This is a genomic window from Arthrobacter sp. KBS0703 (genome assembly GCF_002008315.2).
GTDB lineage: Bacteria > Actinomycetota > Actinomycetes > Actinomycetales > Micrococcaceae > Arthrobacter.
The window spans coordinates 404,530-431,307 of sequence record NZ_MVDG02000001.1 but is presented as its reverse complement, the minus strand read 5'-3'; the positions used below and the strand labels follow the sequence as shown (position 1 = coordinate 431,307).

The window sequence follows — 26,778 nt, the reverse complement described above, 5'->3', positions numbered from 1 at the left end:
ACCGCTACCCAGTGCCCCCGTTCCCACCGGAGCGGGGGCACTTATACGTCACACCAGGGCGCGGTGTAACCGTTTGTGTCCTTCCCCACACCGCCCATTAGACTCTAGGGTGAGCTCAGCGTGGCGCTCTGCCTGTATACCTTCGAACCAGGATTTGAGCCGAGAAATATGAAAATAGGAATCCTCACCAGCGGCGGCGACTGCCCCGGACTGAACGCCGTGATCCGCGGCGCCGTCCTCAAGGGCATTGCCATCCACGGCCACGAATTCGTGGGGTTCCTCGACGGCTGGCGCGGAGTGGTTGAGGGAGACATCATTCCCATTCCCCGCACCGTGGTCCGAGGCATTGCCAAGCAGGGCGGCACCATCCTGGGTACATCCAGGACCAACCCGTTCGATAACGGCGGCGGACCCGAGGTCATCAAGGCCCACATGGACCGGCTCGGCATCGACGCCATCATCGCCATTGGAGGCGAAGGAACCCTCGCCGCGGCCAAGCGCCTCACGGACGCCGGACTGAAAATCGTCGGCGTGCCCAAGACGGTGGACAACGACCTCGACGCCACGGACTACACCTTCGGCTTCGATACCGCCGTCCAGATCGCCACCGAGGCCATCGACCGCCTGCGGACCACGGGCGAGTCCCACCACCGCTGCATGATCGCCGAAGTCATGGGCCGCCATGTCGGCTGGATCGCCCTGCACGCGGGAATGGCCGCCGGCGCCCACGCCATCCTGATTCCGGAGCAGAAGGTCAGCATCGAGCAGATCGTCGAGTGGGTCAACGAGGCCCACGACCGCGGCCGCGCGCCCCTCGTCGTCGTCGCCGAAGGCTTCGTGCCGGAGCACATGGAATCACCGCACTCCGAGCGCGGCCTGGACACCTTCGGCCGTCCCCGGCTCGGCGGCATCGCCGACCAGCTGGCCCCCGAGATCGAGGCCCGCACCGGGATCGAGACCCGCGCCACCATCCTCGGCCACATCCAGCGCGGCGGCGTCCCGTCCGCCTTCGACCGCGTGCTGGCCACGCGGCTGGGCATGGCCGCCATCGACTCCGTGGTCGAGGGCCGCTGGGGCACCATGGTCTCGCTGAACGGAACCGACATCGACCACGTCGGCTTCGAAGCAGCGCTCGGCAAGCTCAAGACCGTCCCGCAGCACCGCTACGACGAGGCCGCGGTCCTCTTCGGCTAGGCCCCGCTCCGCTTCGCCCGAACGGGCAGTTAAGGCCCTCTTTTCCGATTGTGGAGGGCATTGACTGTCCGTTCGCGCTAGTTAATGCGGTGACGGCGGGGGCCTAAGTGCCCTTGCGCGCTGGTTGATGCGGGGGCGGCGGGGGTCGGTAGGCTTGGGGCATGAGTCTTGAGCCCGGTTCCGCCGCCATCATCCAGCTAGCCTGGGCGCGCCGTTTGGGGCTCGACGACGGCGCTTTCGCCCTCGCCTTGGAAACCGGGGAACGGCTCACGAGGGTCGACGACACAGCGCGCGCCGTCCAGTTCGTCCGCCTCTTCGGCAGCTCCGCCCTGGTGGGTCCGCAATGGGCGCTGGACGCCGCCGTCGGAATCGCCGATGAAGAGATGGCCCAGCACGTCACCCTGCTGACCATCACCCGCCGGCACGGCGGCCACGGCCTGGGCTCGGCTGCTCTCTTCTTCGCGGACGACCTCCCGCTGCTGCAGCCCGCCGAGGAACTCACGGTGTCGCACGGCAACCCCGAGGCCGTCGAACTCGAGAGCCTCTGCCCGCCGGACGACATCAACGAGGTGGGGCTCTCCGACCTCGAGAACCGCTACACGATCCTGCATGACGAGGACGGCCGCAAGGTGCCCGTGGCCTGCGGCGCCTACTCGGAATGGGAAGGGATCCTGGCCCACATGGGCGTCCTCGTGGCGCCGCAGTGGCGGCGCCTGTCTCTTATACACATCTAGATGTGTATAAGAGACAGTTCCCTGGCGGCCTCGATCGCCGCGCACGAAGCCCTGGCCTCCGGGCTGACGCTCCAGTGGCGCGCCGACGTCAGCAACAAAGGCTCGCTGGCCACGGCACGCAGCCTGGGCTTCTCCACCGGCGGCATCCAGACCAGCGTCCTTCTCGGCTAAGGACGCCTGCCCGGCCGAGGACGCCCGCCGGGCTACGGTGTCCTGGCGTCGGAGCTCTCTGCTTTTGCCGGTTGCTGGCCGCCCCAGCCCTGCACGGGCTTCGGGCGGGCAAAGAACAGCGCAACTGCCGCGCCGAGCACGATCACGGCCGCGGGCAGCATGATGGACTGGCTCATCGCCGTCGAGAACCCCTCGTGCAGGGCCGCCGGGCAGCTGGCCGCCGAAGCTGACCTCACCGGCCCCGCCCGGCCCTCCCGCAGCACCGGGAGCCGGCGGAAGTTCGGCCGCGAGATGTGTATAAGAGACAGCATGAGGACCGCAATCGCGGCGCTGCCCAGGACCGCCCCGATCTGGCGTGTGGTGTTGTAGACGCCGGCCCCGGCTCCCGCCTGCCGCGGCGGCAAGTTGCGGGTGGCCGTTGAACTGAGGGGCGCCCAGATCCCGGCATTTGCGAAACCGAGGACCGCGCTCGGCAGCAGGAACAGCCACACCGGAGTGTCCGGATGCATGAGGGCGGAGTTCCAGAACAGCGCCACCGCCATGAGGAGCAGCCCGCCGGAGGTGATGTACTTCGGGTTGACACGGTCGATGATGCGGCCCACCACCGGTGCCAGGCCGCCGGAAATCAGCGCCATGGGGACCATCATGAGGGCCGACTGCGTGGGGGTCATGCCCCGCACCATCTGGTAGTAGAAGATCAGGGGCAGGCCGAAAGCCGTGACCGTGAACCCCACCGTGGTGATCCCGATGTTGGCCAGCGAGAAGTTGCGGTCCTTGAACAGGGAGAGCGGGAGCAGCGGCTCGCCCTTATTAACAGCCTGCCAGCCGACGAACAGCGCCAGCACCACGATTCCGCTGATGATCAGGCCCCAGACCGTCACGGGGCCCGTGATGGTGCCCCAGTCGTACGTCTCGCCTTCCTGGAGCCCGAACACGAGCAGGAAAAGCCCGACGGCGCTGAGCACCACGCCGGGGATATCGAACCTGTGCGGGTGGGTGGTGAGGGACGGGACCAGGCGCCAAGCGAGGATAAAGCCCACAATTCCGATGGGGACGTTGATGAAGAAGATCCATTCCCAGCCGAGCCCGTCCACCAGCACGCCGCCGAGGATGGGACCCACCAGCGTTGCCACGCCCGCGGTGGCGCCCCACAGGCCCATGGCTGCGCCGCGCCGGTCCGGCGGGAAGATGCGTGTGATCACCGCCATGGTCTGCGGCGTCATCAGGGCGGCGCCCAGGCCCTGCAGGACGCGGGCCGCAATGAGCATGTGGACGGTGCCGGACAGGCCGCACCAGAGCGAGGCGAGCGTGAACACGACGAGACCGGAGAGGTACAGCCGCTTGGGGCCGAACCTGTCACCCAGCCTCCCGGTGATGAGGAGGGGAACCGCATAGGCCAGCAGATAGGCACTCGTGACCCAGATGACGGCGTTGATGTCCGTGTCCAGCCCTGCCATGATGCTCGGGTTAGCGACGGAGACGATGGTGGTGTCGATCAGGATCATGAAGAACCCGATGACGAGGGACCAGAGGGCAGGCCACGGCCTGGTTACATTCTCCAACGTCAGCCCAGCAGGGCTTTGATGTCGGCCCGGGCGAACATCTCCGCGGCCGCGCGGGCGGAGGGGGTGCCGGCGTCGGGGTCCGCACCGGCGTCGAGCAGCACGCGGGCAACGTCTGTGTATCCCTTGAAGACAGCTCCGGCCAGCGGGGTCTGCCCGCGGTCGTTGGCGCTGTTCGCGTCGCCGCCGTGGTACAGGATCAGCTGAACGGTCTCGGCGTGGCCGTGGTAGGCCGCGAGCATGAGCAGCGAGTCACCGGCGGCGTTCGTCAGGGTGGCTGGCGCGCCCGCGTTCAGGTAGCTGCGGAGCACCTCCGTCTCGCCGTTGCGGGCCGCGTCGAAGAGGGTGTGCGCCAGGGCGAGGGTTTCCTCGTCGGGCTGCGACTGGCTTGGCTGCTGGGACGGCGCTGGTTCCGCTCCGGGTGCGGTGGAATCTGTCACTTGTGGGTCCCCCTCAGGAATCCGGTCTGCCTGCCGACCACCTGGCCGGCGTCGGGAGCCACGATCACTTCCTGCGCGGCTATGTACGGTTCGGTTCCGTCCATGACGGTCAGTATTTCATCCGGCGCGACGGAACGCTTTATGACGGCCAGCGCGATGGGGCCCATCTCGTGGTGCTGGGCCACGGACGTCACGGTCCCCACCTTGCGCTCCCCCAGCAGCACTTCGCTTCCGGGAGCAGGCATGGTGTGCTGCGAGCCGTCGAGCTGGAGGAACACCAGCCGGCGCGGCGGGTGGCCGAGGTTGTGGACGCGCGCGATGGTCTCCTGGCCCTTGTAGCAGCCCTTGGAGAGACTGTCTCTTATACACATCTAGATGTGTATAAGAGACAGGTCCAGTTCGTGCGGAATGGTCTTGTCGTCGGTTTCGGCGCCGAGCCGCGGCCGCCACGCCGCCACGCGCAGGGCCTCGGCTGCCGAGACTCCGGCCAGCGGCCGGTCTGCCCAACTGTCTCTTATACACATCTAGATGTGTATAAGAGACAGGCCGGCACCAAGTATTCGAACCACGGGCGTTCGGCGCCCGGATGCTGTTCCTCCGCGACTACCGAGTACGCGTACCCGCCGGCGCCGACGTGCGGCCACGGGTCCTGCCAGACCTTCAGGCCGGACCACTCGGGCACCGCCCTGGTGGATCCGAGCACGGCCCAGGCGTCCGAGACGTCGGCGATTTCGACGCGCAGCATGAACTTCATCTTGTTCAGCCACTCCGCCAGCGGGGCAGACTCGGCGGCCTCGACGATCAGCCAGGTGGTCCCGCCGTCGTCCACTACCCGGGCATCGAATTCGATGCGTCCCTGGATGGTCAGGAGCAGCAGCTCGCTGGACTCACCGGGCTGGAGGTTGGTGACCTGCTGGGAGGAGAGCGTGTTGAGCCAGCTCAGGCGGTCGGGTCCGGAGACGGTCACCACTCCGCGGTGGGACAGGTCGACGACGGCGGTACCGGCCGCGAGGGCGCGCTGCTCGCGCAGGGGCTCACCGTAGTGGGACGCGACGCCGGCGTCGGGACCGGCCGCCTCGACGGCTCCCGGGCGCGACAAAAGAGGGCTCTTGATAGTCATATGAAGGGAACGTCCTTGGCTTGGCGGGTATTCCGGTCTGTCGGAATCGGGGACCGGTTTTCGGGCAGCCACGGCGACCAGGCTGGTTCGCTCAGCGGTACTCCGGGTTTTCGAAACCGAACTTTGATCCGGCTTTCCATTCTTCCGGAAGGTTGCCGTAAGCGGGAATCCCGCCGGCATCCTTGAGCATCCGGGCATGATGCAGGAGGTTCCACGTCATAAACGTGGTGTTCCGGTTGGTGAAGTCGCTCTCCGGCCCGCCGGACCCCTCATCCAGATAGCTGGGGCCGGGCCCCACGGGACCGATCCAGCCGGCGTCGGCCTGCGGCGGGATGGTGAACCCGATGTGCTGGAGGCTGTACAAGACGTTCATGGCACAGTGCTTGATCCCGTCCTCGTTGCCGGTGATCAGGCAGCCGCCCACCTTCGGGTAGTACGCCCACTGCCCCTTCTCATTAAGCTCCCCCGAATGGGCATAGAGCCGCTCGATGAGTTTCTTGGTCTGCGACGAGTTGTCCCCCAGCCAGATGGGCCCGGCCACCACCACGATGTCCGCCTCTTTAACGGCGGGATAAAGCTCGGGCCATTCGTCGGTCTCCCAGCCGTGCTCGCGCATGTCCGGATACACGCCGCTGGCGACGTCATGATCGACGGTGCGGATGACCCGCGTGGCCACGCCCTGCTTCTCCATGATCAGCCGGCTCACGGCGATCAGGCCCTCGGTGTTGCTCTTTTCGGGCGAACGCTTGAGGGTGCCGTTGAAGTACACCGCCTTGAGGTCGCTGTAGTCCGCCGGGCTTGTCGCTTCATCCATGTGGTGCTCCCTGGGTCGCTGCGGGCAGAGGAATATGAGACCTCAGTCCAACGTAGCGGAGGGGGACGTCCGGCGGAACAGAGCCAGCGGCTCCGACTGTCAGGAAACCGGTGGGATACCTGTCAGGAAACCTTCCGCAGGAACGCCGAGGCGTGGGCCTCGAGGCCGTTGCCCGGTTCCGACGAGGCCTCCCGCGCCGTGGACGAGCCGGTGGCGACGTCCCAGCGCCAGAGGAGGTTCCCGTCCACCAGGCCGAAGATCCGGGTGGCGGCGCTGTACTCCTTGGAGTGGCTGCCCCGCATCACCATGTCGGTGCTCAGCTGGATCTGCGGCCCCTTGATCTGCCCGTAGTAGAGCTCCGAGATCCCGCCCGGATGGGCTATGGAAACGGAAATATCGAATCCGCCGTCCGTGTTCCGGAGGGCCTCCACCTCGTCAGCGCTCTTGAGCGCCGGAACAATGTCCCCGGGGACCAGCCCGGGGCCGCTGTCTGCGTCAATCTGCTTGCGCTCAAGCGCCCAAAAGCCGGTCTCGACGGTGAGAGGCCGGAGTTTGGTGCCGTCGTCGTCGGTCAGCCAGCTTTCCGCGCGGTACTGAAGGTACGGCAGACCGTTCTGGGTGAACGACACGTGCTGGAAAAAGTGTTCTGAATCTTCATCGCCGGACCCGAGGCGGCCGCTGCCCTCCCACTCACCAATGAGCCAGGAAAGCGGAACCAGTTCGGGGGTCAGGTCTGTGGGAATCTCAATCGGCACAGCTGTTACCTCTGGAAAGTGCTAGCAGGGAAAGCGGTTCTACTTCTGGCCTTTGAACAGGCGGTAGACCACAAAACCGGCAAACCAAGCCATGGACAGGCTGGCGACGCCCAGCAGGACAAGGAAGAAAATTTCATATGCAAGTACGGACATGATGCCATCCTAACGCGTCAGGAGATGAGTAGTTTGTCTATGAAGTAAGCCAACGAACCGACGGCCAGGACGGGCGCAAGACCCATGCCCAGGGCGGCCGGAAAGTTCAACGGGATCCCGCGGAGGGTCACAAGCCGGCGGAAGCTGACCAGGACCGCCCCCACTACAACGCCGAACACCGCGGCAGGCAGCACGGCGATGTCGGAAAACACCAGACCGGCCAGGGGCCCGGCCAGCCCTGCCAGGACGATGCCCAGCGGGGCAATGATCCGGTCAGGCCAGCGGATGAGGCCGGCGAGCAGCGCGACGGCGGCGCTTACGCCGGCAACCAGCAGCATCTCCTTGACGCCATTGAACCGTGCCCCCGCGATCCAGCCCGCTCCCAGGCAGGAGAGGAGGACGCCCACGCAGCAGCCCAGAATCGATTCCAGCCGCTGCGCCTGGCCGGTCCCTCGAATCAGCTGGACCACGAACACAGCCGAGACACCCAGGGCGATGAAACCGGGGGTCCAGTCGAGGTAGCCGGGGGCGGGTACGACAGCGGCAGCCACCGCGGAGCCGGCACCCGGCAGGCCGATCACGGCCGCCAGGGTTTTCTTGGCGGGTATCCCGAGATAGTGCGGCCAGCCGACGCCGACGGCCAGGGCAACAACGACGGCGACAGCCAGGAGGACGTCCGGAGTCCGGAACACGCTGGCGATGAGGGTGGCCAGGCCGGCCAGGCCAATGACGCCGATGCTCCAGGACTGCAGTGTACGGCCGGCGGCTGCCGGCGCGCTCACCTCAGGCGCGGCCATGGCGTACTCATCTCTGACTCTGCACTCAACTTCGCTGCGTCCTCATCCTGGCTATGCCGTTGACGGGCAGGGCATCACGCCCTGACGGTTTCAATCCTGCCTTATGTGACTGCCATATGTCGCAAATGAGGCGCGCTGCGGGCGCGGGTCAGTGTCTGTCAGGGGGCCGTTAGGTATACTCAAAGCTCAGCTACGCTTCCTGCGACGGGAACCGGACGCGCTGGTCTGCCAGCGCTGCCGCCCCGCCGCAGCCAGCACAGTACCGGCCGGTGAAAGCCCGGTTCAGTCGCCCAATGATGCGCGGACGGCCCCTTGGAGGAACAATGTCGCACATCCTGTTACTGACGAACAGCACCGGATCATCGGTGGACATTTTGCCTGCCTTGGAGCTCTTGAACCACCGGGTGCACATCCTCCCCGCCGAGCCCACCGCACTGCTTGAAACGGATCCCTGCGACATCGTGCTGCTGGATGCGCGGAAAGACCTCGTGGGAGCCCGCTCCCTGACGCAGCTCCTCAAGGCGACCGGCCTCAGCGCACCGCTGGTCCTCATCCTCACCGAAGGCGGCATGGCCGCCGTGTCTTCCGCATGGGCCGTCGACGACATCGTGCTGGACTCCGCGGGGCCCGCCGAGGTGGAGGCGAGAATCCGGCTCTCCGTGGCCAGGGCCGTCCCGGAGAAGGAAGACCTTCCCACCGAAATCCGGGCTGCCGGCGTCGTCATTGACGAGGCCAGCTATACGGCGCGGGTCAACGGCGCCGCCCTAAACCTGACCTTCAAGGAATTCGAACTCCTCAAGTACCTGGCGCAGCACCCCGGCCGGGTGTTCACGCGCCAGCAGCTGCTGACCGAGGTGTGGGGTTACGACTACTACGGCGGCACCAGGACCGTGGACGTCCACGTCCGTCGCCTCCGGGCCAAGCTCGGCGCCGACCACGAGAACCTGATCAGCACGGTGAGGAACGTCGGCTACCGGCTCACCTTGGTGCGGCAGCAGGAGGACGAACTCACCGAGGCCTGAGTGCCTCAAGCCCGGCTCGGACTCTTGGATTAACGCAGAACGGCTTGGATTAACGCAGAACGGCCCGGACTCTTTCGAGTCCGGGCCGTTCTGCGTTGCTGCACTTGCTCAGTGGAGGACATACGGGTCGAACGTATCGAGGCCACCCCAGTGGTGGATCCCCCCTGCAAACTTCCTCCTGAAAACCAGTTCAGGAAGCCGGATGAGATAACGACTATACGGGCCGGCGGAGCAGGCCACAAATCGGGCGACTCCCCCTGCCGGGCGTATAGCCTTACAGCATGAGTCCTGCGCATCCGGAGAACTGGCCCGTACTCGTCGTCAAAGGCGGTGGCGATGAAGAGCTGCTGCGGGACATCAAAACCCTGCTGGCGGCCGCCGAAGAATCCGACGGCAATCCTTCCATCTCGGAACAGACCCTCGTGACGCTCCGTGCCGCGGATACGGGCCCCCACTCGGTGCTGACCCTGGCCCTCTATGCCCCCGATGAGGACTCCGATCCCGTCACGGGACAGGACCTCGCAGGTTTCGCCGTGGTGGTGGACGAGGCAGACGGCACGGGCGTGCTCGAAATCGCCGTCCATCCCAGTTACCGGAACCAGGGCGTCGCAGACCGGCTCGTGGGGACTCTGAGGTCTTCGCGCGGATTCGACGGCCTGCGGGCCTGGTCCCACGGCAACCACGAGGCAGCAGCGGAGCTCGCAGCCCGCTACGGTTACGGCCCGGTCCGGGAGCTGTGGAAGATGCGGCTCACCACCGCGGCGGCTGACCTGCCCGACGTCGTTCTTCCGGACGGTGTGGCGCTCCGCGCCTTTGTGCCGGGCAAGGACGAGGACGCCTGGCTTGCGGCCAACCGCGCCGCCTTTGCGCACCACCCCGAGCAGGGCTCCATGACCCGGGCCGACCTCGAGGCCCGCATGGAGGAGCCGTGGTTCGACCCCGCCGGGTTCCTGCTGGCCGAGGACCGCGAGGGGCGGCTCCTTGGCTTCCACTGGACCAAAGTGCACCCCCGGCACGGCAGCCACCCGGCGATCGGCGAAGTGTACGTAGTGGGCGTTACGCCGGCCGCGCAGGGCATGGGCCTGGGCAAGGCGCTGACGGTGGCCGGAATCAGGCACCTCGAGCAGCAGGGGCTCCACGCAGTAATGCTGTACACGGATGCGGAAAACGCCCCGGCCGTTTCGCTATACCGGCGTCTCGGCTTCACACGATGGGACGTTGATGTGATGTACGGGCCGCTCGCCGGACGTTAATCAAGTCATTCGACGCACAGGCCGGACCCGCTGAAATCTGGGGGTCCCGCCGGAGCGAAAGCTTGTAAGGTTGAAGCTAAATCCCGTCAGCATCAAGGAGAGCGCATGCAACCGGAATCCGCCGGCACAGCCACCACCGAAATCACGGCGGCCCCCGCGCGCGCCCGTTTCGGTTCCTCCGAGGTGCCGGCGTCCCGCGCCACCCAGGACCGGATCGACATCCCGGAATTCGCGGCCATCCTGGAGCCCGAGGGCGAGATCAGCCCGGACCGGTTCCTCGACCGTGAACTGAGCTGGCTGGCCTTCAACTCCCGCGTCCTCGAGCTTGCGGAAGACCCCGACCTGTACCTTCTGGAGCGGGTCAGCTTCCTGTCCATCTTCGCGTCCAACCTCGATGAATTCTTTATGGTGCGCGTGGCCGGCCTGAAGCGACGGATCGCCACCGGCCTGGCCGTCCCCTCCCCTGCCGGCCTGAGCCCGGTCCAGGTCCTCGAGCAGATCGGCGACGCCGCCCACCGGCTGCAGCAACGGCACGCCCGGGTCTACGCCGAACAGATCCGGCCCGCGCTGGCCTATGAGCACATCCACCTCATGCACTGGGACGAACTCGACGACCAGGCCCAGCACCGCCTCAGCGCCATGTTCGCTGAAAAGGTCTTCCCCATCCTCACGCCCCTGGCCGTGGACCCGGCCCACCCGTTCCCGTACATCTCCGGGCTCTCGCTGAACCTCGCCGTGGTGGTCCGGAACCCGGTCAGCGACAAGGAACTCTTCGCCCGCGTCAAGGTGCCTGACCAGCTGCCGCGCCTGATCTCCGTCGACGGGCCGCGGGCCGGATCGGTGCCGGGCCGTGTTGCCCGCTTCATCGCCCTTGAAGAAGTTATCGCCGTCCACCTGGACCAGCTGTTCGCCGGCATGGAAGTCCTGGAACACCACACCTTCCGTGTCACCCGCAATGAGGACGTGGAGGTCGAGGAAGACGACGCCGAAAACCTCCTGCAGGCCCTCGAGAAGGAACTGCTGCGCCGCCGGTTCGGTCCGCCCGTCCGGCTCGAGGTCACCAATGACATCAACCCGAACATCCGCGCTCTCCTGATCCGTGAGCTGGGCGTGGAAGAATCGGAGGTCTACTCCGTTCCGGCGCCGCTTGACCTCCGAGGGCTGTCCGTGATTGCCGGCATTGACCGCGCGGACCTGCACTACCCCAAGCACGTGCCGCACACCTCCCGGTACCTGAACGAATCCGAAACGTCCAAGGCCGCGAATGTCTTCGCTGCCATGCGCCGCCGGGACATCCTGCTGCACCACCCCTACGATTCGTTCTCCACCTCCGTCCAGGCCTTCCTGGAACAGGCAGCGGCGGATCCGAAGGTCCAGGCCATCAAGCAGACCCTATACCGCACGTCCGGGGACTCACCGATCGTTGATGCGCTCATCGACGCCGCCGAGGCAGGCAAGCAGGTGCTGGCGCTCGTGGAGATCAAGGCCCGCTTCGACGAGCAGGCCAACATTTCGTGGGCCCGCAAACTCGAACAGGCCGGAGTCCACGTGGTTTACGGCATCGTGGGCCTGAAGACGCACTGCAAGCTGTCCCTCGTGGTCCGCCAGGAAGTCGACGGACTGCGGCGGTACTGCCACATCGGAACGGGCAACTACCACCCCCGCACCGCCCGCTACTACGAGGACCTGGGGCTCCTGACCGCCAACGAGCAGGTGGGCGAGGACCTGTCCAAGCTGTTCAACCAGCTCTCCGGCTACGCCCCGAAGTCAACGTTCAAGCGGCTCCTGGTGGCTCCGCGCTCCGTCCGGTCAGGCCTGATCGACAGGATCGAAACCGAAATCCGGAATGCCCGGGCGGGCATCCCGGCGCGCGTCCAGATCAAGGTCAACTCCATCGTGGACGAGGCCATCATCGATTCCCTCTACCGCGCGTCCCAGGCGGGCGTGAAGGTGGACGTCATTGTCCGCGGCATCTGCTCCCTGCGTCCGGGTGTTCCCGGGCTGAGCGAAAACATCACCGTGCGTTCCGTCCTGGGCCGCTTCCTGGAGCATTCACGCGTGTTCGCCTTCGCCAACGCCGGCGACCCCGTGGTCTACATCGGCTCCGCGGACATGATGCACCGGAATTTGGACCGCCGCGTCGAGGCACTCGTCCAGCTTGCCGGCGGCGAGGACACCACCTACGTCACCGATCTCCTGGCCCGGTACATGGACCCAGAGACATCCAGTTGGCACCTCGACAGCCTTGGAGAATGGACGCGCCACCACGATGGCGAGGACGGCAGGAAACTTGACGACGTCCAGTCTTGGCTCCTGGCTTCACGCTCCCGCCAGCGCGCCCTCGCCCGGCGGTAGGACCCGGCCTTTGAAGAGCAGCGACTCACCCATACAGGATCAGACCGATCACCCGGGAGAGCCGATCGCCATCACGGCGGCCGGCGCCCTGCCGTGGCGCGTGAAAAAGGACCAGCTGGAAGTCCTCCTGATCCACCGGCCCCGTTACGACGATTGGTCCTGGCCAAAGGGCAAGCTCGACGCCGGCGAAACCGTGCCCGAATGCGCTGTCCGCGAGGTGGAGGAGGAGATCGGGCTGCACGCACCCTTGGGGATTCCGCTTCCGCCCATCCACTATCACGTTTCGGCAGGCCTGAAAGTGGTGCACTACTGGGCGGTGGAAGTGAGCGGGACTCCCCTGCGCCCGGACGGCAAGGAAGTGGACAGCGTCATGTGGTGCAGTCCTGAGCGGGCAGCGTCTATGCTGTCAAACCCCTCCGACATCGGGCCCCTTGCTGTCTCTTATACACATCTAGATGTGTATAAGAGACACCTGGCCGCTGGTTATCGTGCGCCACGCCAAGGCCAAGCCGAGCTGTCTCTTATACACATCTAGATGTGTATAAGAGACAGCCACCGGGCTGCGGCAGGCCCAGGCCGTGCGCCGGCTGCTGCGGGTATGGCAGCCGTTGCGTGTGGTCAGCAGCCCTTGGGAGCGGTGCGTGGCCACGATCGCGCCGTACGCCAAAGCTGCCGACGCGAAGGTAAAGCTCGTGGACGCGCTGACCGAGCACCGTCATGCCCGGAACCCCCGGAAAACGGCGGCCACCGTTGAATCACTCTTCGACAAGCAGCGCGCGGTGGTGCTGTGCACCCATCGGCCCGCACTGCCTACGGTGCTGAACCAGCTCGGCGTGTACATGAACACGAGGCTGAGGGGCCTGCTTCCGGGGTCCGACCCATACCTGGCGCCGGGGGAAATGGTGATCTGCCATGTGGCCCACGGCAGCAAGAGCAAGATCGTGGCTGTGGAGCAGTTCAAACCCTTCGACGACTGAGGCGTCCGGGTCCCCTTCCATCGCGCACGTTTTTGTCACAGCGCTGCAGGATCCGGCGGACATCCTGCCGGCCCTGGCCTGGCCCATCCTGGGCTGCCTCGGCATCCACGCGATCGGCCAGTTGAGCTACTACGGACCCCGCAGTGCGCGGCATCCTACGACAACCCTGCCGGAGCGGCCCGTGAAGGGCTTCCTGCCGGCGGCCCTCGCACGGACCGCGCTGGGTATTTTCGCGGCGTCCGCCGGCACCATCGCGTGGGCGGCGACCCAGCCGCCGTACAACCCGCTGCCTTACTCATCACAGCCCGACGCCGGAGGCGGCTTCACCACCGTCGGCGGCGACGGGCGCATTGCCGGCACGGAACTGGCGGCCTGCCTGGCCGGCGCCCTGCTGGTGCTGGCCGCCGGGACGAGCCTTCTGCTGTGGCTGGTTTCCCGGCGCCGAGAGCTGGAACGACTCGACGCCGACGACAACAAGGTGATTCGAACAATCGCGATGAACCGTCTGCTCCGGACGTCCGCCACCATGGCTGCGGGGCTGGCGGCCATTGCCGGGAACTTTGCCTGCCGCCCGGATCCGTCCAGCACCACGGCGTAGACCAACGCCGCCGGCCTCGGCGCGGTGGCGGTGCTGCTGGCCATGTGGTGGTGGCGGCCTCCCCGGCTCCCCAGCCTGCACCCTGTCCTCCGGACCCGGCCGTCGGGGTGCCTTCCGCGGCTGGCCGCGCCAGCTGGTGAGCCCGGTGCTGATCACCGCCGCCGTCGTTGCGTCCCTGCTGTTGGCGGTCGTGCTGGCGGTGACCGCATCCGGCGAGGCCGCCCTGGGCCGGCCACCCAGCTGGATTCCGACGGCGGCAGCAACGGCCGCCGTCGTCCTCGCCGCCCTGCCGGCGGCCTTCGCCGTTCGCCGCCGCCACGGGATCGGCACGCCGGAGCGCGGCCTGGACGCCGTGCTGCGCGCCATCACGGCATACCGGATCGTCCGCACCCTGGCCGCGGTCCTGGCCGCAGAGGCCGGCGGCCTGCTGATAACGGCGAGCCCCGCCTCCGATGACGGATCCCGGAAGCCGTGCGTTGTTGTCCGAGACACAGAGCCGGGACCATTACGGGGCAAGAACTGTCCCGGCCGGTATGGCCGATTAGACTGGACGCGTGAACACCCCTACGCCCTATGAAGACCTTCTGCGCGATGTCATGGCCAACGGCACGCACAAATCGGACCGCACCGGAACGGGCACCAGCAGCGTGTTCGGGCGCCAGATGCGCTTTGACCTGAGTAAGAGTTTCCCGCTGATCACCACCAAGCGCGTGCACTTCAAGTCCGTTGCCGTGGAGCTGCTGTGGTTCCTGCGGGGCGACACGAACGTGAAGTGGATGCAGGACCAGGGCGTCACCATCTGGAACGAATGGGCTGACGCCGACGGCGAACTCGGACCGGTGTACGGCGTCCAGTGGCGCAGCTGGCCCACCCCGGACGGCGGCCACATCGACCAGATCGCGGAGCTCGTCCAGAACCTGAAGGCCAACCCGGATTCACGCCGGCACATCGTGTCCGCCTGGAACGTGGCAGAGCTCAAGGATATGGCCCTGCCTCCCTGCCACGCGTTCTTCCAGTTCTATGTGGCCGGCGGCAAGCTTTCCTGCCAGCTGTACCAGCGGTCCGCGGACATGTTCCTGGGTGTGCCGTTCAACATTGCCTCCTACGCCCTGCTGACCTGCATGCTGGCGCAGCAGACCGGACTTGAGCCCGGCGAATTCGTCTGGACCGGCGGCGACGTCCACATCTATGACAACCATATGGACCAGGTCCTGAAGCAGCTGGACAGGCAACCCTACGACTACCCGCAGCTGAAGATCACCCGGAAGCCGGATTCGATCTTCGACTACACGCTGGACGACTTCGAAGTGGTCGGATACCGGCACCACCCCACGATCAAGGCGCCGATCGCGGTATGAGCACCGAGGAGATCATGGACCCGCAGGCCTTCAGCGAAGAGATCGCTGCAAACACAGCCGGAATCGGACTGATCTGGGCACAGACCACGTCCGGAGTCATCGGCAAAGACGGCGGCATGCCCTGGAACCTGCCGGAGGACCTGAAACACTTCACCAAGGTGACCAGCGGGCACCCCGTCATCATGGGCCGCAAGACGTGGCTGTCCTTCCCGGAGAAGTACCGCCCGCTGCCCAACCGGACCAACATCGTCATTACCCGCCAGGACGGCTGGGGCGAGACGCCCCAGGCGGAGGGCGCCGTCGTCGTAAAATCCCTGGACGACGCGCTGCTGGAGTCCCAGTTCGCGCCCGGTTTTGAGATGGTCTGGATCCTGGGCGGCGGCGAAATCTTCAAGCAGTCCACTGACCTCGCGAACGTTGCCGTTGTCACCACCATCGACGTCGAGGCCGACGGCGATACGCACGCCCCGGAGCTCGACGGCGCCTGGGAGCCGGGCGCACCGGTACCTGACAAAGGCTGGCTGACGGCAGCAAACGGCACCCGCTACCGGTTCACCAAGTGGAACCGCAGGGAAGGCTAGGAATCATGCTCAGAAAACCGGAAACCCTCTTTGTGCTCGGCTACATGCTGTTGCCGCTGCTGGCCCTGCTGTCCGCGATCGTTGGCCTGACCATGATCCTGGGCGGCAACAAAGTAGCCGGCATCATCGTGCTCGTCGTGGTGACCCAGGTGTTTGCCTTCGGAGCCTTCTTCGCGCTGCGTGCCCGCAAGAGCGCCCTGTTGGAGGAGACGGACCACCAGTAGTCCCCTGCCCTGCTCCGATGAGCGGGCCCACTCCGGCAGCAGCCGGCCGGCGATGGGGAGCGCTGCCCATCGCGGCCCTGGCCGGCCGGAACTAGAGTGGTCCAAGGATTCAGCAGCCAGCGCGCACAACGGGCGCACAGATATTGGGGGTAGATGCCACGTGGCAGGTGACTTGTGGGGCGCGGATGTTGCCCAGCTGCGCACGCTCGCTCAGCAGTTCGGGAAGGTCTCCGACAACCTGCTGCAGACGTCGACGCAGCTGACCAACCAGATCAACAACAACCCGTCATGGAAGGGCAACGACGCCAGCCAGTTCCGCTCCGATTGGAACGGCAGCCACCGGGCTCTTCTCCAGCAAACAGCGGCGCGGCTGAAACAGGAATCCCGGAAGCTCCTGGAGAACGCCAACGAGCAAGAAAAGGCCAGTGACGGCGCTCCTGGCTCCGGCGGCGGACCGGGCACCATCAGCGACCCCGGCGGAACGCTGGCAGGGGTGGCGGGCGGCCTGTTGCTTGGCGGCATAGGCGCGCTCAAGAGCGGCATGACTATCCAGAAGTTCATCAAGGCACCGCTCACACTGGCCAAGCACTTCGGCCAGTACGGCTGGGTGCTGAAGAACCAGCGGGCGGACTTCATCAAGTCGCTGACCAAGGGCCAGCACCGGCTCGGCGGCCCCGTTTTTGATAGCCGAAACCTGTTCCAGACCACCAAAGGGAACAAGGCTCTTGAAGGACTTCTGAAGGACTCGTCGAAGGCAAACCGCGGTATCGGCGTCATCGATAAAGCTTCGGACATTGCCTCGCTGAAGAACCTGAACAAGTACATTGGGCCGCTGAAAAATCTTGCGCCGATATTGGAAGAAAAGCCCTGGATCGCTGCGGGATCGAAAGCTGAGTGGCTAGGCAAGTCGGGCCTCGCCCGGGGACTCGGATGGACAGGCGTTTTGTTCAGCGCCTCCGACTCGGTGAAGAGTTTTTCCGAGGGGGACGTCAAGGGCGGACTTGTTGGCGTGGGCAAGACAGCCCTCGGCGTCGGCTGCTTCCTGCCGCCTCCGGCCGGGACCGTCTGCCAGGTCGCCAGTGTCGGTATCGCCATTTACGAGAACTGGGACACCATCAGCAGCGTAGGCAAGAACATCGGCGAGGGTGTCGTCAACGCCGTGAAGGATCCCGGTAAGTTCGTCAGCGATACGGCGGATACGCTGAGTGATGGCGTCAAGTCCGTGGGCAATTTCCTCGGAATCGGTGGATAGGAGACCAGCATGACTGTTCAGGACCACACACAGCAGGAGCCGCGGCTCGGCGTTGACGTCATCGGCTTCGGCGTGGGCGAGTTTGCCTATTTGCTCAATGTATTCGAAGGGCCGGCACGGGACCGGTCCGTCAGCGTTTTCCGTGCCGAGGAAATGGTGGACGATGTTACGTTGGCCACGGCCGGCGCGTCGTCGCTCATGGCCCGGGACATGGCTACGGTTGATGAGGACGGCGACCTGGGCGTGACCGGAGTCGCGGCCGCAGTCGCCACAGCCCTCGGAAAAGCGAACCGTTGGACCGAAATCACCCTTCTGACCGGCGAAGCCGTGGACAACGTGGCTCTCCTGGAAGCACCGGGGGTATCCCTGATGCTTCAACCCCGCCTGCTCGGCACCTGGTTCGTTTTTGCCCAGGACCCCGCCATCACGTCGGCGGAAGCGACGCTTCGAGTCGTGCGGCAGCATGTCAAACAGAACCACGGCGGTACCGCATATCTGGTCTTTAAGACCCTGGGGTCCGAACAGCACCTGCTGATCCGGCGTGAAGGCGACGCCTGGACTACCGGCGTCCCGGATTTCGACAAGGATGAGGTCGCCGAAACCGCTGGCCTCGACGACGCGGGGCTGCTCGCTGCGATCGAGGATGCCCGTGGCGCGGCGTAGCCAGGGAGTTCCGCAGGACCCCGGCTATGTGCCGTCCCGCCCTTCAGACGACCAGCTGATCTACCGCAGGGCGGAGAACGGCGAGATGGTCGGCTACACGCCAGCCGAATACGGAGTCCGCAAGGACGACGGCGGCGGCCTCGTCAAACCGGTCAACAGCTCCGGCGGACTGCTCTTCCTCGCCATCCTCCTCACTGCCTGCCTGGGGGGCCTCTTCTACGGCGTGGTCCAGATCGCCATCCAGGGTACGTGGCACATTCTTGGCGAAGTATGGTGGGTCTTTCCCGCATGCCTCTACCCCTTCACTTTCGCTTGGATCAGCTATTTCAAGGAGCGCCGGGCACAGAAGCTGCGCAAAGCCGCCAATCTTGCCCGCCCGGTCGAGTAGCTCCACCCTTCTGACGGGTCGGGCCTAGCCAGGGAGTGACGTAACCGACTGCGTCCTTCCGGGTCCAAAGTCTAAACTGGCCTAATGACTACAGCAGCTACTCCGTCCGTTGGACTGGTGGGTTGGCGTGGCATGGTCGGTTCCGTCCTGATGCAGCGCATGCAGGATGAGGGCGACTTCGCCAACATCAACCCGGTATGTTTCTCCACCTCAAACGCGGGAGGTGCCGCCCCGTCGTTTGCTGACGGGGCCGGTAAGCTCGAGGACGCGTTCGACGTCGAGACTCTCGCCAAGCTGCCGATTATCGTCACCGCCCAGGGCGGGGACTACACCAAGCAGGTCCACGGCGAACTCCGCGGCCGCGGCTGGGACGGCCTCTGGATCGACGCCGCATCGACGCTGCGCATGAACGACGACTCGATCATCGTGCTGGACCCGATCAACCGCGATGTCATCGACAAAGGCCTCGCCAACGGCACCAAAGACTTCATCGGCGGCAACTGCACTGTGTCCTGCATGCTGATGGGCCTTGGCGGACTGTTCAAGAACGGCCTGGTCGAGTGGGGCACCTCCATGACCTACCAGGCTGCTTCCGGCGGCGGAGCGCGGCACATGCGCGAACTGCTCAGCCAGTTCGGCACGCTCAACGCCGCGGTCAGCACCGAACTGGACGACCCGGCGTCGGCCATTCTCGACATCGACCGCAAGGTCCTGGCCCACCAGCGCTCCGACATCGACGCCACACAGTTCGGCGTTCCGCTCGCCGGCTCCCTGATCCCCTGGATCGACGCGGACCTGGGCAACGGCCAGTCCAAGGAAGAGTGGAAGGCGGGCGTTGAGACAAATAAGATCCTCGGCACCTCCGATGAAAACCACATCATGATGGACGGCCTGTGCATCCGGATCGGCGCCATGCGTTCGCACTCCCAGGCGCTCACGCTCAAGCTGCGCGAAGACCTGTCCGTTGCCGAAATCGAGAAGCTGCTCGATGAAGACAACGAGTGGGCCAAGGTTGTGCCCAACACCAAGGAAGCGTCGATGGCCGATCTCACCCCGGTGGCGGCATCCGGCACCCTGGACATCCCGGTGGGCCGTATCCGCAAGCTGGAGATGGGCCCGCAGTACATCAGCGCCTTCACCGTGGGCGATCAGCTCCTGTGGGGCGCAGCCGAGCCGCTCCGGCGCATGCTGAACATCGCCACCGGCACTCTCTAGCCACCGGCTCTCTTTAGCCACAGGCTCAGGCGGCCCTGCCCCGCTGATCGGCCCTGCCCGGGGCCGCTCATGCGGTGCGGGGCCGCTTTTGCGTTTCAGCCCGGGCCAGGGTGGCCAGTAGCCGGCGCCTAAGCTCCGCCGGGGCATCCAGGTGCTGCCACTCGAGGCGCAGGAAGGTCCATCCTTCCTCAGCCAGTGCGTTCTCGCGGGAACGTTCCGCCAGCAGGGCCTGGTCTGGTGGCAGAGTTTGAATAGTCCGTGGCGACGTGTACCAGCGGCCCGGCTTTCCAGACCTGGCACAGGTGCAGCCGCGCGGCGCTTGTATGGCTGTAGCAAGCCGTCCCTCCTGTGGATTCATAGTGCGCCTGGATCCGGAGGCTGTCCCGTTCCCAAGGCGCGATCCGGTTCCAGTGGGCACTTCTGACGTAGGCACCGCGCCGGAGCCGGATGAGAGCTCCGCCCGCACCGCTGCCGTCAGGCCGCGAGGAACCGCTCGTACCGCCCGGCGGCCTTGTTGAAGGCGGCCAGGGTGGCCGGGCCCGGGGGCTTGGCCGCGTCGAAGGGAACAGGCACGACGGCAGCCGCCCGGCCGTTCCCCTGCCTCCCCCACGTCCCGATCACCTCGCCGCCGGCCACGATGGCCTTCTTGAACACCCCGTTGCCGCCGGGGACGATCTTCTGGGCGTGTTCCGGCGGCAGCACGAGGCTCCGGTCGGTGTAGCCGAGGACGAATTCGTCGAACCCCGGAAGGGCCACGACGGCGCGTTGCCCCGGCACGCCTTCGTCGAGCAGCGCGGCCGTCTCCGGCGAGAGCCAGTAGCTTGTTCCGTCAAATTCCAGTTCCACCAGTTCCCCGCTGACCGGGGCCAAGGCGGCCCGGGCCTCCGTGAGCGTGGTGTTGGACCACCACGCGAAGTCCCGCACCGTCGCGGGCCCGTGGCTGCGCAGATACCTCAGCAGGAGCTCGGCGAGGCCCTCCTCACGGCCGAGGTCACGGGAAGTGGCGATCCACCCGTCGAATGCCACGAACTTCTGCTGGTTCCCGTCCAGCGGACCGGGCACCAGCGACGCACTCTGGCACAGCATCCAGAGCAGATGAATGCCCCGCTGCGCCGTGGTGGCCTGGCCGGCCGTCTCAAACGCGGCGAACAGCTGCTCGCGGCTGACAGCCCGGCCGCCCGCGACAAGGCCGAGCGCGACGTCCCGGCAGACTTTAACGTCCGTGCCGGAGATCTCCAGTTGCCGGTGCCGCCCCGAGGTGCCCTGGACCATCCGTCCGGTGGTGATGTTCAGGATCCACCGCAGGTCCTCCGGAGCCAGCAGGTGCAGGGTGCCGCGCATGGGCCACGATCGCACCACGGCCCCCGAGTCCAGGGCGGCGCGCACCTCGCCCACACCGGTGCCGGGAACACGCAAGCCCACGGCCCACAGCGCCGACTGCAGGTCCTGCGCCTGCATGGCCGTCATCGATCGGACTGCCTCCGGCACGCTGGAAAACCCGCCACCCAGCAGTCCCTGCGAGGCCATCCTCAGACGGCCCATGACTTTCGACGTGACGCGGGTCTTCGTAGCTGCTCCCATGGCCCCATCCTAGGACCGGCTGCGGGCCGGCGTCCGCCTGTCTCTTATACACATCTGCGCGCCACGGCGGCATGCAGGACGGCCGTCGGCCGTGACGCGGGTTCCGCGTGGAGGTCTACCCTGGCTAGAGCGCCACGCCGATCAGCAGCGGCTCCGGGTGGAGTTCAATGCCAAAACGCCCGACGACGCCGGCGCGCACCTCGCGCGCGATCGCCAGCATGTCCGCGGCGCTGGCGGAACCCCGGTTAGTGATGGCCAGGGTGTGCTTGGTGGAAAGCGAGGCCCTGCCGCCGGAGACGCTGCCGCCTCCAGGCCGAAGCCCTTGCCGAACCCGGCCTGGTCGATCAGCCAGGCGGCAGAGAGCTTCACGAGGCCGTCGGAACCGGCCGGATACTGCGGCGCGCTCTCCGGGAGGCCGGCTGCTACACCGGCGGGGACGATGGGGTTGGTGAAGAACGAGCCGGTGGAGTAGGTATCGCGGTCGGCGGGATCCAGCACCATGCCCTTCGATGCGCGCAGCCGGAGGACCTCGCGCCGGACGTCGTTGGCGTAGGCCCGCTGGCCCTGCTCGACGCCGAGGACCCTGGCCAGTTCGGCGTACCGGATGGGCGCGCTCATCCGGCCCAGCGGCAGCTGGAACTCGACAGTGAGCACCACATAGCGCGGGGAACCGTTGACGGTGGTCTGCTTAAGGATGGAGTCCCGGTAGCCGAACTTGAGCTCCGAGCTGGTGAAGGTCTTCACTGCGTTGCGTTCCCGGTCCCAGGTGCGGACCGCCGCGATGGTCTGCGCAACGTCCGCGCCGTACGCGCCCACGTTCTGCACCGGCGTTGCGCCGGTGGCGCCGGGAATGCCGGACAGCGCTTCGATCCCGGACCACGCGTGCAGCACCGCGTGCTGCACCAGGGCATCCCAGTTGTGGCCTGCCTGGACCACCACCGCCACACCGCCGCAGGAGTCCTCGGCGTTAACCTTGAACCCCTCGGAGGCGATCCTGACCACCGTCCCGGGGAACCCGTCGTCGGAAATCAGCAGGTTGGAACCGCCGCCAATAATCAGCACCGGTTCCCCCGCCGCGTCTGCCGTCCGCACGGCCTCGATGATCTCCGCTTCCGTGCGGGCCTCGATGTAGTTGCCGGCGGGGCCGCCGACGGCAGCCGTGGTCAGGTCGGAAAGCATGGTGGGAGTCACCAGTCCAGCTTATGGGAAGTTACGGAACCCAAGGGAACACTAGGAAATCTTCCGCGCCACCGGAGACAGCAGGAAGCTCACGACCAGCACGGCCATGACGGCCAGCAGGGAATGCAGGATCCCGACATGCTCGGCCAGCAGCCCCAGCAGCGGCGGGCCGCAAAGGAACGCGCCGTACCCGATGGTGGACACCACGGAGACGCGCGCCGCCGCTTTCGTGGGGTCGTCGGCGGCTGCGGACATGCCGACCGGGAATCCCAGCGATGCCCCGAGCCCCCAGACGGCGAGTGCGGCGTACGCGAGCCAGGGAACGGGCGCGAAAACGAACAACGCCAGCCCCGCCACGGCCAGCGAGGAGCACCAGCGCATCACGGGAACCCGGCCGAACCGGTCCAACGCCACGGTGCCGGCAAACCGGCCGATGGTCATGAACGTGACGAAGATCCCGTAACCGGCGGCACCGGCGGCGTCCGACTGGTGGTGGCCGTCGGCGAGTGCCAGCGCCACCCAGTCCCCGCCGCCCCCTCCGCGAGGGCAAGTCCCAGGACCATGACGCCGAGCAGCAGCGTCCGCTTGTCCCGCCAGGCCTGTGCGATCTTGCGCTTGTTGTCCAGCGGAGGCTCCTCGGCCTCCGACCCGGCCCGGATGATGGGCAGCGGGCCGGTGGAGGGTCCTCGAAGTTGTCGGGCCGGTACGTGGAGCCGTACACCACGGGCGTGGCGTCGGCGCGGAACCAGCCGCCGCCGTCGTCACCGAAACGGCCACGACGACGCCGGCGGCCGCGAGGTGCCAGAACACCGGCATGCCGGAACCGGCCGCCCAGGCCCCCAGCCCGGCACCTGCCACGGTGCCCAGGCTGAACGCGCCGTGGAGGCGCGGCATGATGTGCCGCCCACGGCCCGCTCCACGGCGGCCCCCTCCACATTGGAAGCAGTGTTCCAGCTCGCCGTGCCCAGACCGATCACCGCCAGCCCGGCGGCAACCGTGAACGGGCTGGCCAGCACAGACGTGCCAAATCCCGCCAGGACCAGTCCGATGCCCACCATGACGCTGCCGGTGCGGATGGTCCGCTTGGAGCCGAGCCGCAGCACGATCAGCCCGGAGGCGGACACCGAGAGAAACGAGCCGGCCGTCATGCACAGCAGGAGCAGCCCGATGGTCCCGGGCGTGAGGTTCAGTCCGTCGCGGATCGCGGGCAGGCGGGACACCCAGGAGGCGAAGGCGATGCCGCTGGCGCCGTACGCCACCACCACCGCGTTGCGCCAGAGGGTGACCTCCCGCGCCCGGACTGCGGTTGAGCTCAAGAGCGGATCACGTTTCAGGACACCTTGACGAGGGCCTGGGCCTTCACGAGGACTTTCTGCCCGTCAAAGACCACGGCGAGGTCCACGCGCGCGGTGCGTGCCTCGGCGTCGAGCGCCCCGATGGCGCCGGTCACTTCGATGAGGGCGCCGGCGGCGCCGGTTCCGGTCGTGTCGGCCACCAGTACCGGCTTGGTGAAGCGGGTCTGGTAATCGACGACGGCGGCGGGGTCGCCTGCCCAGTCGGAGACGAGCTGCACGGCCGCTCCCATGGTGAACATGCCGTGCGCGATGACGCCCGGGAGCTCCACGCCGGTGGCGAAGGCTTCGTTCCAGTGGATGGGGTTGAAGTCGCCGGACGCGCCGGCGTACTTGACCAGGTCCTGCCGGGTGACGTCGATGCTGCGGGCGCCGATGTCCTGGCCGACGCTGAGTTCTTCGAATGTTGGGCTCATGGCTACTGTCCCTCTCCGCGGACCAGGATGGATGACTTGGTGGTGGACACGGGCTCGCGCCCGTCGCCGTCCGTGAGCGCAAAGATCTCGGCGCGGGTGGTGATCATGGCGCCGCCGCCCATGGCACGGACGCCGTCGACGTGCAGCTCGGCCACGAGGCGGTCGCCGGCGAAGATGGGGCGGTGGTGGGTGAAGCGCTGGTCTGCGTGGACCACACGGGAGAAGTCGATGCCGGCCTCCGGGTCCTCGATCAGCTGCGCGTCGGCTCGCTGGGCGATGATGATCGCGAACGTGGGCGGTGCAACGAGGTCGCGGTGGCCCAGGCCCTTCGCGGCGTCGACGTCAAAGTGGGCGGGGTGGGTGGCCTTGACCGCGCGGGCAAACTCGCGGATTTTCTCGCGGCCGACGTCGTACACCTCTGCGGCAGGGTAGCTTCGGCCCTGCAGATCCGGATTGATAGTCATGGCCTCAAGCCTATCGGGGTCGCCGCGGACCACCCAGTACGCGGCTACTTCCGGAGGTTCTTGCGGACCTGCTGGCCCCGGATCACCATTCCGGCCATGTGCAGCACGAGCCCGAGGCCGATCACGGGCAGCGACGCCACCATGAGCCCCTGGTTGTGCGCGGCATTCCCCGCAATGTTGAGGATGATGCCTGCGGCGATCAGGCCCATCGCGCTGAAAACCAGGACTTTGTATGAGGCGGGCGCCGAGGCCCAGAATTCGTTCAGCACCGTGCCAGTTTACCCGGCTTCAGAACAGGGCCTCCTGCACGGCGGGCACCTCGGAGCTGAACTCGCCCGGCTCGATCAGACGCGCCTTCAGCAGCCCCAGGTTCACCACGAAGTCCAGCTCCGAGCCCTCGATGCCGGCCAGTCCGTGGCTCCCGCACAGCGCCCCGAGCGTGAAGCCGTGGCTGCCGCCGTCCATGCTGTGCGGGTAGGCGTGCCGGGCCGACGCCGCGACCAGCCCGGCGGCCTGCGCGGGCCGGACCCACTGCTCGTCCACGACGCCGAAACCCCCGACGGCGGTGCCCGCCAACAGCGTCCTGACTTCTTCCGCCAGGCGGCGGTTCAGTTCGTCGAGCCGCCGCCGGGCAGCGGGTCCGTCAGGGCGGCTGTCTCTTATACACATCTAGATGTGTATAAGAGACAGGACCGGACCTGCTGGGCGAGTCCGGCTTCGCGGGTGACCATGTCCTCAAGGACCCGCACCACGCGGCCGTCCTCGGCGAGTGCAACGTACCGGGCAACCACGGCGCCCTGCTCGGCCAGCCGGTTCCACTTCCGGGGCTGGGATGCCGTCCCGATTTTGCTGGCGCCGTGGGCAAACGTGGCCACGTACAGCCAGTGCGGCTGCATAAGGTAGCTTCGGAGCCCAGGCGGAACCCGGCCGCCGCGGTGGAAATCGTGGATGAGCCGGGAATCGTCCACCACGAAACAGCGCTCGCACTGGCTCCCCCGCACCGCCGGGAACCGGCCCGGGCACGGCACATGCTCCCGCTCCGCCGCGGAGAAGACCTTGGCATGCCCGAGGCAGTGCTTTCCGCTGTCGGCGACCCGGAAGCCAAGCCGCGCACCGGCGTCGAGCCTTAACTCGCTGAACCCGCCCTCCGGCGAAAGCTGCTGGAGGCGCAAAACGGGCCGGCCGCCATCGGACGTCCCGGAAGCGGCAGCCGGACCATCCCAAAAGACCCCGTGCACCAGATAGCGGGTATCGGTCACGGGGCCTCCTGAAGGTGCTGCTGCGGGCTAGAGCGCGGGCTGCACCCCAAAGGCTACCGCGAGCTTCATGATCTTCTCGGCGCGGCCCAGGCGGGGCAGGTCGGAGCCGTCGCGGATGACGCGGCCGTTGGCCTCGAAGTCGGCCATGAAGTCGGTGGCCCAGGCGACATCCGACGGCGTGGGGCTGATGACCTCGTTGATGACGCTGGTCTGGTCGATGGCCAGGCAGAGCTTTCCGGTCATGCCCATCATCACCGTGATGCCGGTCTGCTCGCGCAGGATGGGGTGGTTGGTGCCGACAGTGGGGCCGTCGATGGGGCCGGGCAGGTTGCCGACCCGGCTGGCCACCACGAGCTTGGCGCGCGGGTAGGCCATCGCCTCGGGCGTGGCCGCCATGCCCGTGTCGCGGCGGAAGTCGCCGGACCCGAAGGCGAGCCGGAACGCGCCCTGCGCCTTGGCAATGTTGTTGGCTTCCTCGATGCCGAGGGCGCTCTCGACGAGCGCGATGACGGGCGTCTTGCCGTCCATGCGGTGGAAGGACTCGGTGACCTGGTCCGCGGATTCGGTCTTGGCCAGCATGATGCCGAGCAGTCCGGGCGTGCCGCGGAGGCCGGCGAGGTCATCGGCCCAGAAGGGGCTGATGGCGTCGTTGATCCGGACCCAGGCCTGGCCGCCTGCGGTCAGCCAGTTCACCACGTTCTCGCGGGCTGTGTCCTTCTGTGAGGGATCCACCGCGTCCTCGATGTCCAGAATGATGGAATCCGCGCGGGATACCGCCGACTGGTCGAAGAGCTCGGTTTTCATTGCGTTGACCAGTAGCCACGAACGGGCGATTTCGGCGGGGATGTTGCGTTCGTGCCGGGTGATCTCGGCAGTGGAAGAAGACGTCATATACCTACCG

At 66.7% G+C, this 26,778-nt stretch carries 24 protein-coding genes and 6 pseudogenes; 15 read left to right on the top strand and 15 right to left on the bottom strand.

What is annotated here, in order from left to right; all coding sequences use genetic code 11:
* Positions 1-168: 168 nt before the first annotated feature.
* Together B1A87_RS02010 and B1A87_RS02005 are read left to right on the top strand one after the other, a co-directional pair.
* Complete coding sequence (locus B1A87_RS02010; protein WP_078027258.1) at positions 169-1,194, top strand: ATP-dependent 6-phosphofructokinase; 1,026 nt, start codon at positions 169-171, stop codon at positions 1,192-1,194.
* A 161-nt stretch (positions 1,195-1,355) separates the two neighbouring features.
* Positions 1,356-2,099, top strand: a pseudogene (locus B1A87_RS02005) (GNAT family N-acetyltransferase).
* Positions 2,100-2,131: 32 nt separating this feature from the next.
* Here the strand turns inward: B1A87_RS02005 and B1A87_RS02000 are convergent.
* From B1A87_RS02000 to B1A87_RS01975, 6 genes and pseudogenes are all read right to left on the bottom strand, one after another.
* Positions 2,132-3,661, bottom strand: a pseudogene (locus B1A87_RS02000) (DHA2 family efflux MFS transporter permease subunit).
* 2 nt (positions 3,662-3,663) lie between these two features.
* Positions 3,664-4,101, bottom strand: a complete 438-nt coding sequence (locus tag B1A87_RS01995; RefSeq protein WP_078027261.1) for an ankyrin repeat domain-containing protein — start codon at positions 4,099-4,101, stop codon at positions 3,664-3,666.
* Positions 4,098-5,221: pseudogene (locus tag B1A87_RS24835) on the bottom strand (YgfZ/GcvT domain-containing protein). The gene B1A87_RS01995 and the pseudogene B1A87_RS24835 overlap by 4 nt, the downstream one beginning before the upstream one ends.
* Before the next feature lie 91 nt (positions 5,222-5,312).
* Positions 5,313-6,035 carry a flavodoxin family protein gene (locus tag B1A87_RS01985; RefSeq protein WP_078027263.1) on the bottom strand — a complete coding sequence of 241 codons (723 nt, stop codon included), beginning with the start codon at positions 6,033-6,035 and terminating at the stop codon, positions 5,313-5,315.
* 122 nt (positions 6,036-6,157) lie between these two features.
* Positions 6,158-6,790 (bottom strand): FABP family protein, encoded by a 633-nt coding sequence (locus tag B1A87_RS01980; RefSeq protein ID WP_078027264.1) that lies wholly within the window; start codon positions 6,788-6,790, stop codon positions 6,158-6,160.
* 170 nt (positions 6,791-6,960) lie between these two features.
* Positions 6,961-7,695 carry a permease gene (locus tag B1A87_RS01975; RefSeq protein WP_185982383.1) on the bottom strand — a complete coding sequence of 245 codons (735 nt, stop codon included), beginning with the start codon at positions 7,693-7,695 and terminating at the stop codon, positions 6,961-6,963.
* Positions 7,696-8,063: 368 nt separating this feature from the next.
* Between B1A87_RS01975 and B1A87_RS01970 the strand changes: the two genes are divergently transcribed.
* From B1A87_RS01970 to asd, 13 genes and pseudogenes are all read left to right on the top strand, one after another.
* The gene (locus tag B1A87_RS01970) at positions 8,064-8,762 is read left to right on the top strand and encodes a response regulator transcription factor (RefSeq protein WP_078027266.1); all 699 of its coding nucleotides are present in this window, start codon (positions 8,064-8,066) and stop codon (positions 8,760-8,762) included.
* Between the two features lie 281 nt (positions 8,763-9,043).
* The gene (gene mshD / locus B1A87_RS01965; protein ID WP_078027267.1) at positions 9,044-10,015 is read left to right on the top strand and encodes a mycothiol synthase; all 972 of its coding nucleotides are present in this window, start codon (positions 9,044-9,046) and stop codon (positions 10,013-10,015) included.
* A 105-nt stretch (positions 10,016-10,120) separates the two neighbouring features.
* A complete protein-coding gene (locus tag B1A87_RS01960) occupies positions 10,121-12,370 on the top strand; it encodes an RNA degradosome polyphosphate kinase (protein ID WP_078027268.1) in 2,250 nt (749 codons plus the stop codon).
* A gap of 10 nt (positions 12,371-12,380) precedes the next feature.
* A pseudogene (locus B1A87_RS24830) lies at positions 12,381-13,347 on the top strand (NUDIX domain-containing protein).
* Positions 13,283-13,945: a hypothetical protein gene (locus B1A87_RS01950; RefSeq protein ID WP_078027269.1), complete on the top strand. Its 663-nt coding sequence runs from the start codon at positions 13,283-13,285 to the stop codon at positions 13,943-13,945. The pseudogene B1A87_RS24830 and the gene B1A87_RS01950 overlap by 65 nt, the downstream one beginning before the upstream one ends.
* Positions 13,946-14,090: 145 nt before the next feature.
* Positions 14,091-14,522 carry a hypothetical protein gene (locus B1A87_RS01945; RefSeq protein ID WP_078027270.1) on the top strand — a complete coding sequence of 144 codons (432 nt, stop codon included), beginning with the start codon at positions 14,091-14,093 and terminating at the stop codon, positions 14,520-14,522.
* On the top strand, positions 14,500-15,303 hold the full coding sequence (locus tag B1A87_RS01940; protein WP_078027271.1) for a thymidylate synthase: 804 nt from the start codon (positions 14,500-14,502) through the stop codon (positions 15,301-15,303). The genes B1A87_RS01945 and B1A87_RS01940 overlap by 23 nt, the downstream gene beginning before the upstream one ends.
* Entirely contained in the window at positions 15,300-15,884 is a 585-nt protein-coding gene (locus B1A87_RS01935; protein WP_078027272.1) for a dihydrofolate reductase, read from the top strand. Before B1A87_RS01940 ends, B1A87_RS01935 begins: the two co-directional genes overlap by 4 nt.
* Before the next feature lie 5 nt (positions 15,885-15,889).
* Complete coding sequence (locus B1A87_RS01930; protein ID WP_078027273.1) at positions 15,890-16,108, top strand: NF038396 family protein; 219 nt, start codon at positions 15,890-15,892, stop codon at positions 16,106-16,108.
* 160 nt (positions 16,109-16,268) lie between these two features.
* On the top strand, positions 16,269-17,360 hold the full coding sequence (locus B1A87_RS22775) for a WXG100 family type VII secretion target (RefSeq protein ID WP_185982203.1): 1,092 nt from the start codon (positions 16,269-16,271) through the stop codon (positions 17,358-17,360).
* 9 nt (positions 17,361-17,369) lie between these two features.
* On the top strand, positions 17,370-18,023 hold the full coding sequence (locus B1A87_RS01920) for a hypothetical protein (RefSeq protein ID WP_078027274.1): 654 nt from the start codon (positions 17,370-17,372) through the stop codon (positions 18,021-18,023).
* Positions 18,010-18,411 (top strand): hypothetical protein, encoded by a 402-nt coding sequence (locus B1A87_RS01915; protein WP_078027275.1) that lies wholly within the window; start codon positions 18,010-18,012, stop codon positions 18,409-18,411. The genes B1A87_RS01920 and B1A87_RS01915 overlap by 14 nt, the downstream gene beginning before the upstream one ends.
* Positions 18,412-18,495: 84 nt before the next feature.
* Complete coding sequence (gene asd, locus B1A87_RS01910; protein ID WP_078027276.1) at positions 18,496-19,626, top strand: aspartate-semialdehyde dehydrogenase; 1,131 nt, start codon at positions 18,496-18,498, stop codon at positions 19,624-19,626.
* 474 nt (positions 19,627-20,100) lie between these two features.
* On the opposite strand, the gene B1A87_RS01905 is transcribed toward asd, so the two are convergent.
* The 9 genes and pseudogenes from B1A87_RS01905 to B1A87_RS01870 all read right to left on the bottom strand — a co-directional run bounded on the left by B1A87_RS01905 (position 20,101) and on the right by B1A87_RS01870 (position 26,768).
* Positions 20,101-21,207, bottom strand: a complete 1,107-nt coding sequence (locus tag B1A87_RS01905; protein WP_078027277.1) for a winged helix DNA-binding domain-containing protein — start codon at positions 21,205-21,207, stop codon at positions 20,101-20,103.
* Positions 21,208-21,331: 124 nt separating this feature from the next.
* Positions 21,332-22,398, bottom strand: a pseudogene (locus tag B1A87_RS01900) (UDP-N-acetylmuramate dehydrogenase).
* A 39-nt stretch (positions 22,399-22,437) separates the two neighbouring features.
* A pseudogene (locus B1A87_RS01895) lies at positions 22,438-23,702 on the bottom strand (MFS transporter).
* Between the two features lie 14 nt (positions 23,703-23,716).
* Positions 23,717-24,154 carry a MaoC family dehydratase gene (locus tag B1A87_RS01890; protein WP_078027280.1) on the bottom strand — a complete coding sequence of 146 codons (438 nt, stop codon included), beginning with the start codon at positions 24,152-24,154 and terminating at the stop codon, positions 23,717-23,719.
* Positions 24,155-24,156: 2 nt separating this feature from the next.
* A complete protein-coding gene (locus B1A87_RS01885) occupies positions 24,157-24,618 on the bottom strand; it encodes a MaoC family dehydratase N-terminal domain-containing protein (RefSeq protein WP_078027338.1) in 462 nt (153 codons plus the stop codon).
* Positions 24,619-24,662: 44 nt separating this feature from the next.
* The gene (locus B1A87_RS01880) at positions 24,663-24,887 is read right to left on the bottom strand and encodes a DUF3188 domain-containing protein (protein ID WP_078027281.1); all 225 of its coding nucleotides are present in this window, start codon (positions 24,885-24,887) and stop codon (positions 24,663-24,665) included.
* 19 nt (positions 24,888-24,906) lie between these two features.
* A complete protein-coding gene (locus B1A87_RS24825) occupies positions 24,907-25,287 on the bottom strand; it encodes a hypothetical protein (RefSeq protein ID WP_395940213.1) in 381 nt (126 codons plus the stop codon).
* Complete coding sequence (locus B1A87_RS24820; protein ID WP_395940212.1) at positions 25,278-25,877, bottom strand: hypothetical protein; 600 nt, start codon at positions 25,875-25,877, stop codon at positions 25,278-25,280. The genes B1A87_RS24825 and B1A87_RS24820 overlap by 10 nt, the downstream gene beginning before the upstream one ends.
* Before the next feature lie 27 nt (positions 25,878-25,904).
* The gene (locus tag B1A87_RS01870) at positions 25,905-26,768 is read right to left on the bottom strand and encodes a CoA ester lyase (RefSeq protein ID WP_078027283.1); all 864 of its coding nucleotides are present in this window, start codon (positions 26,766-26,768) and stop codon (positions 25,905-25,907) included.
* Positions 26,769-26,778: the final 10 nt, after the last annotated feature.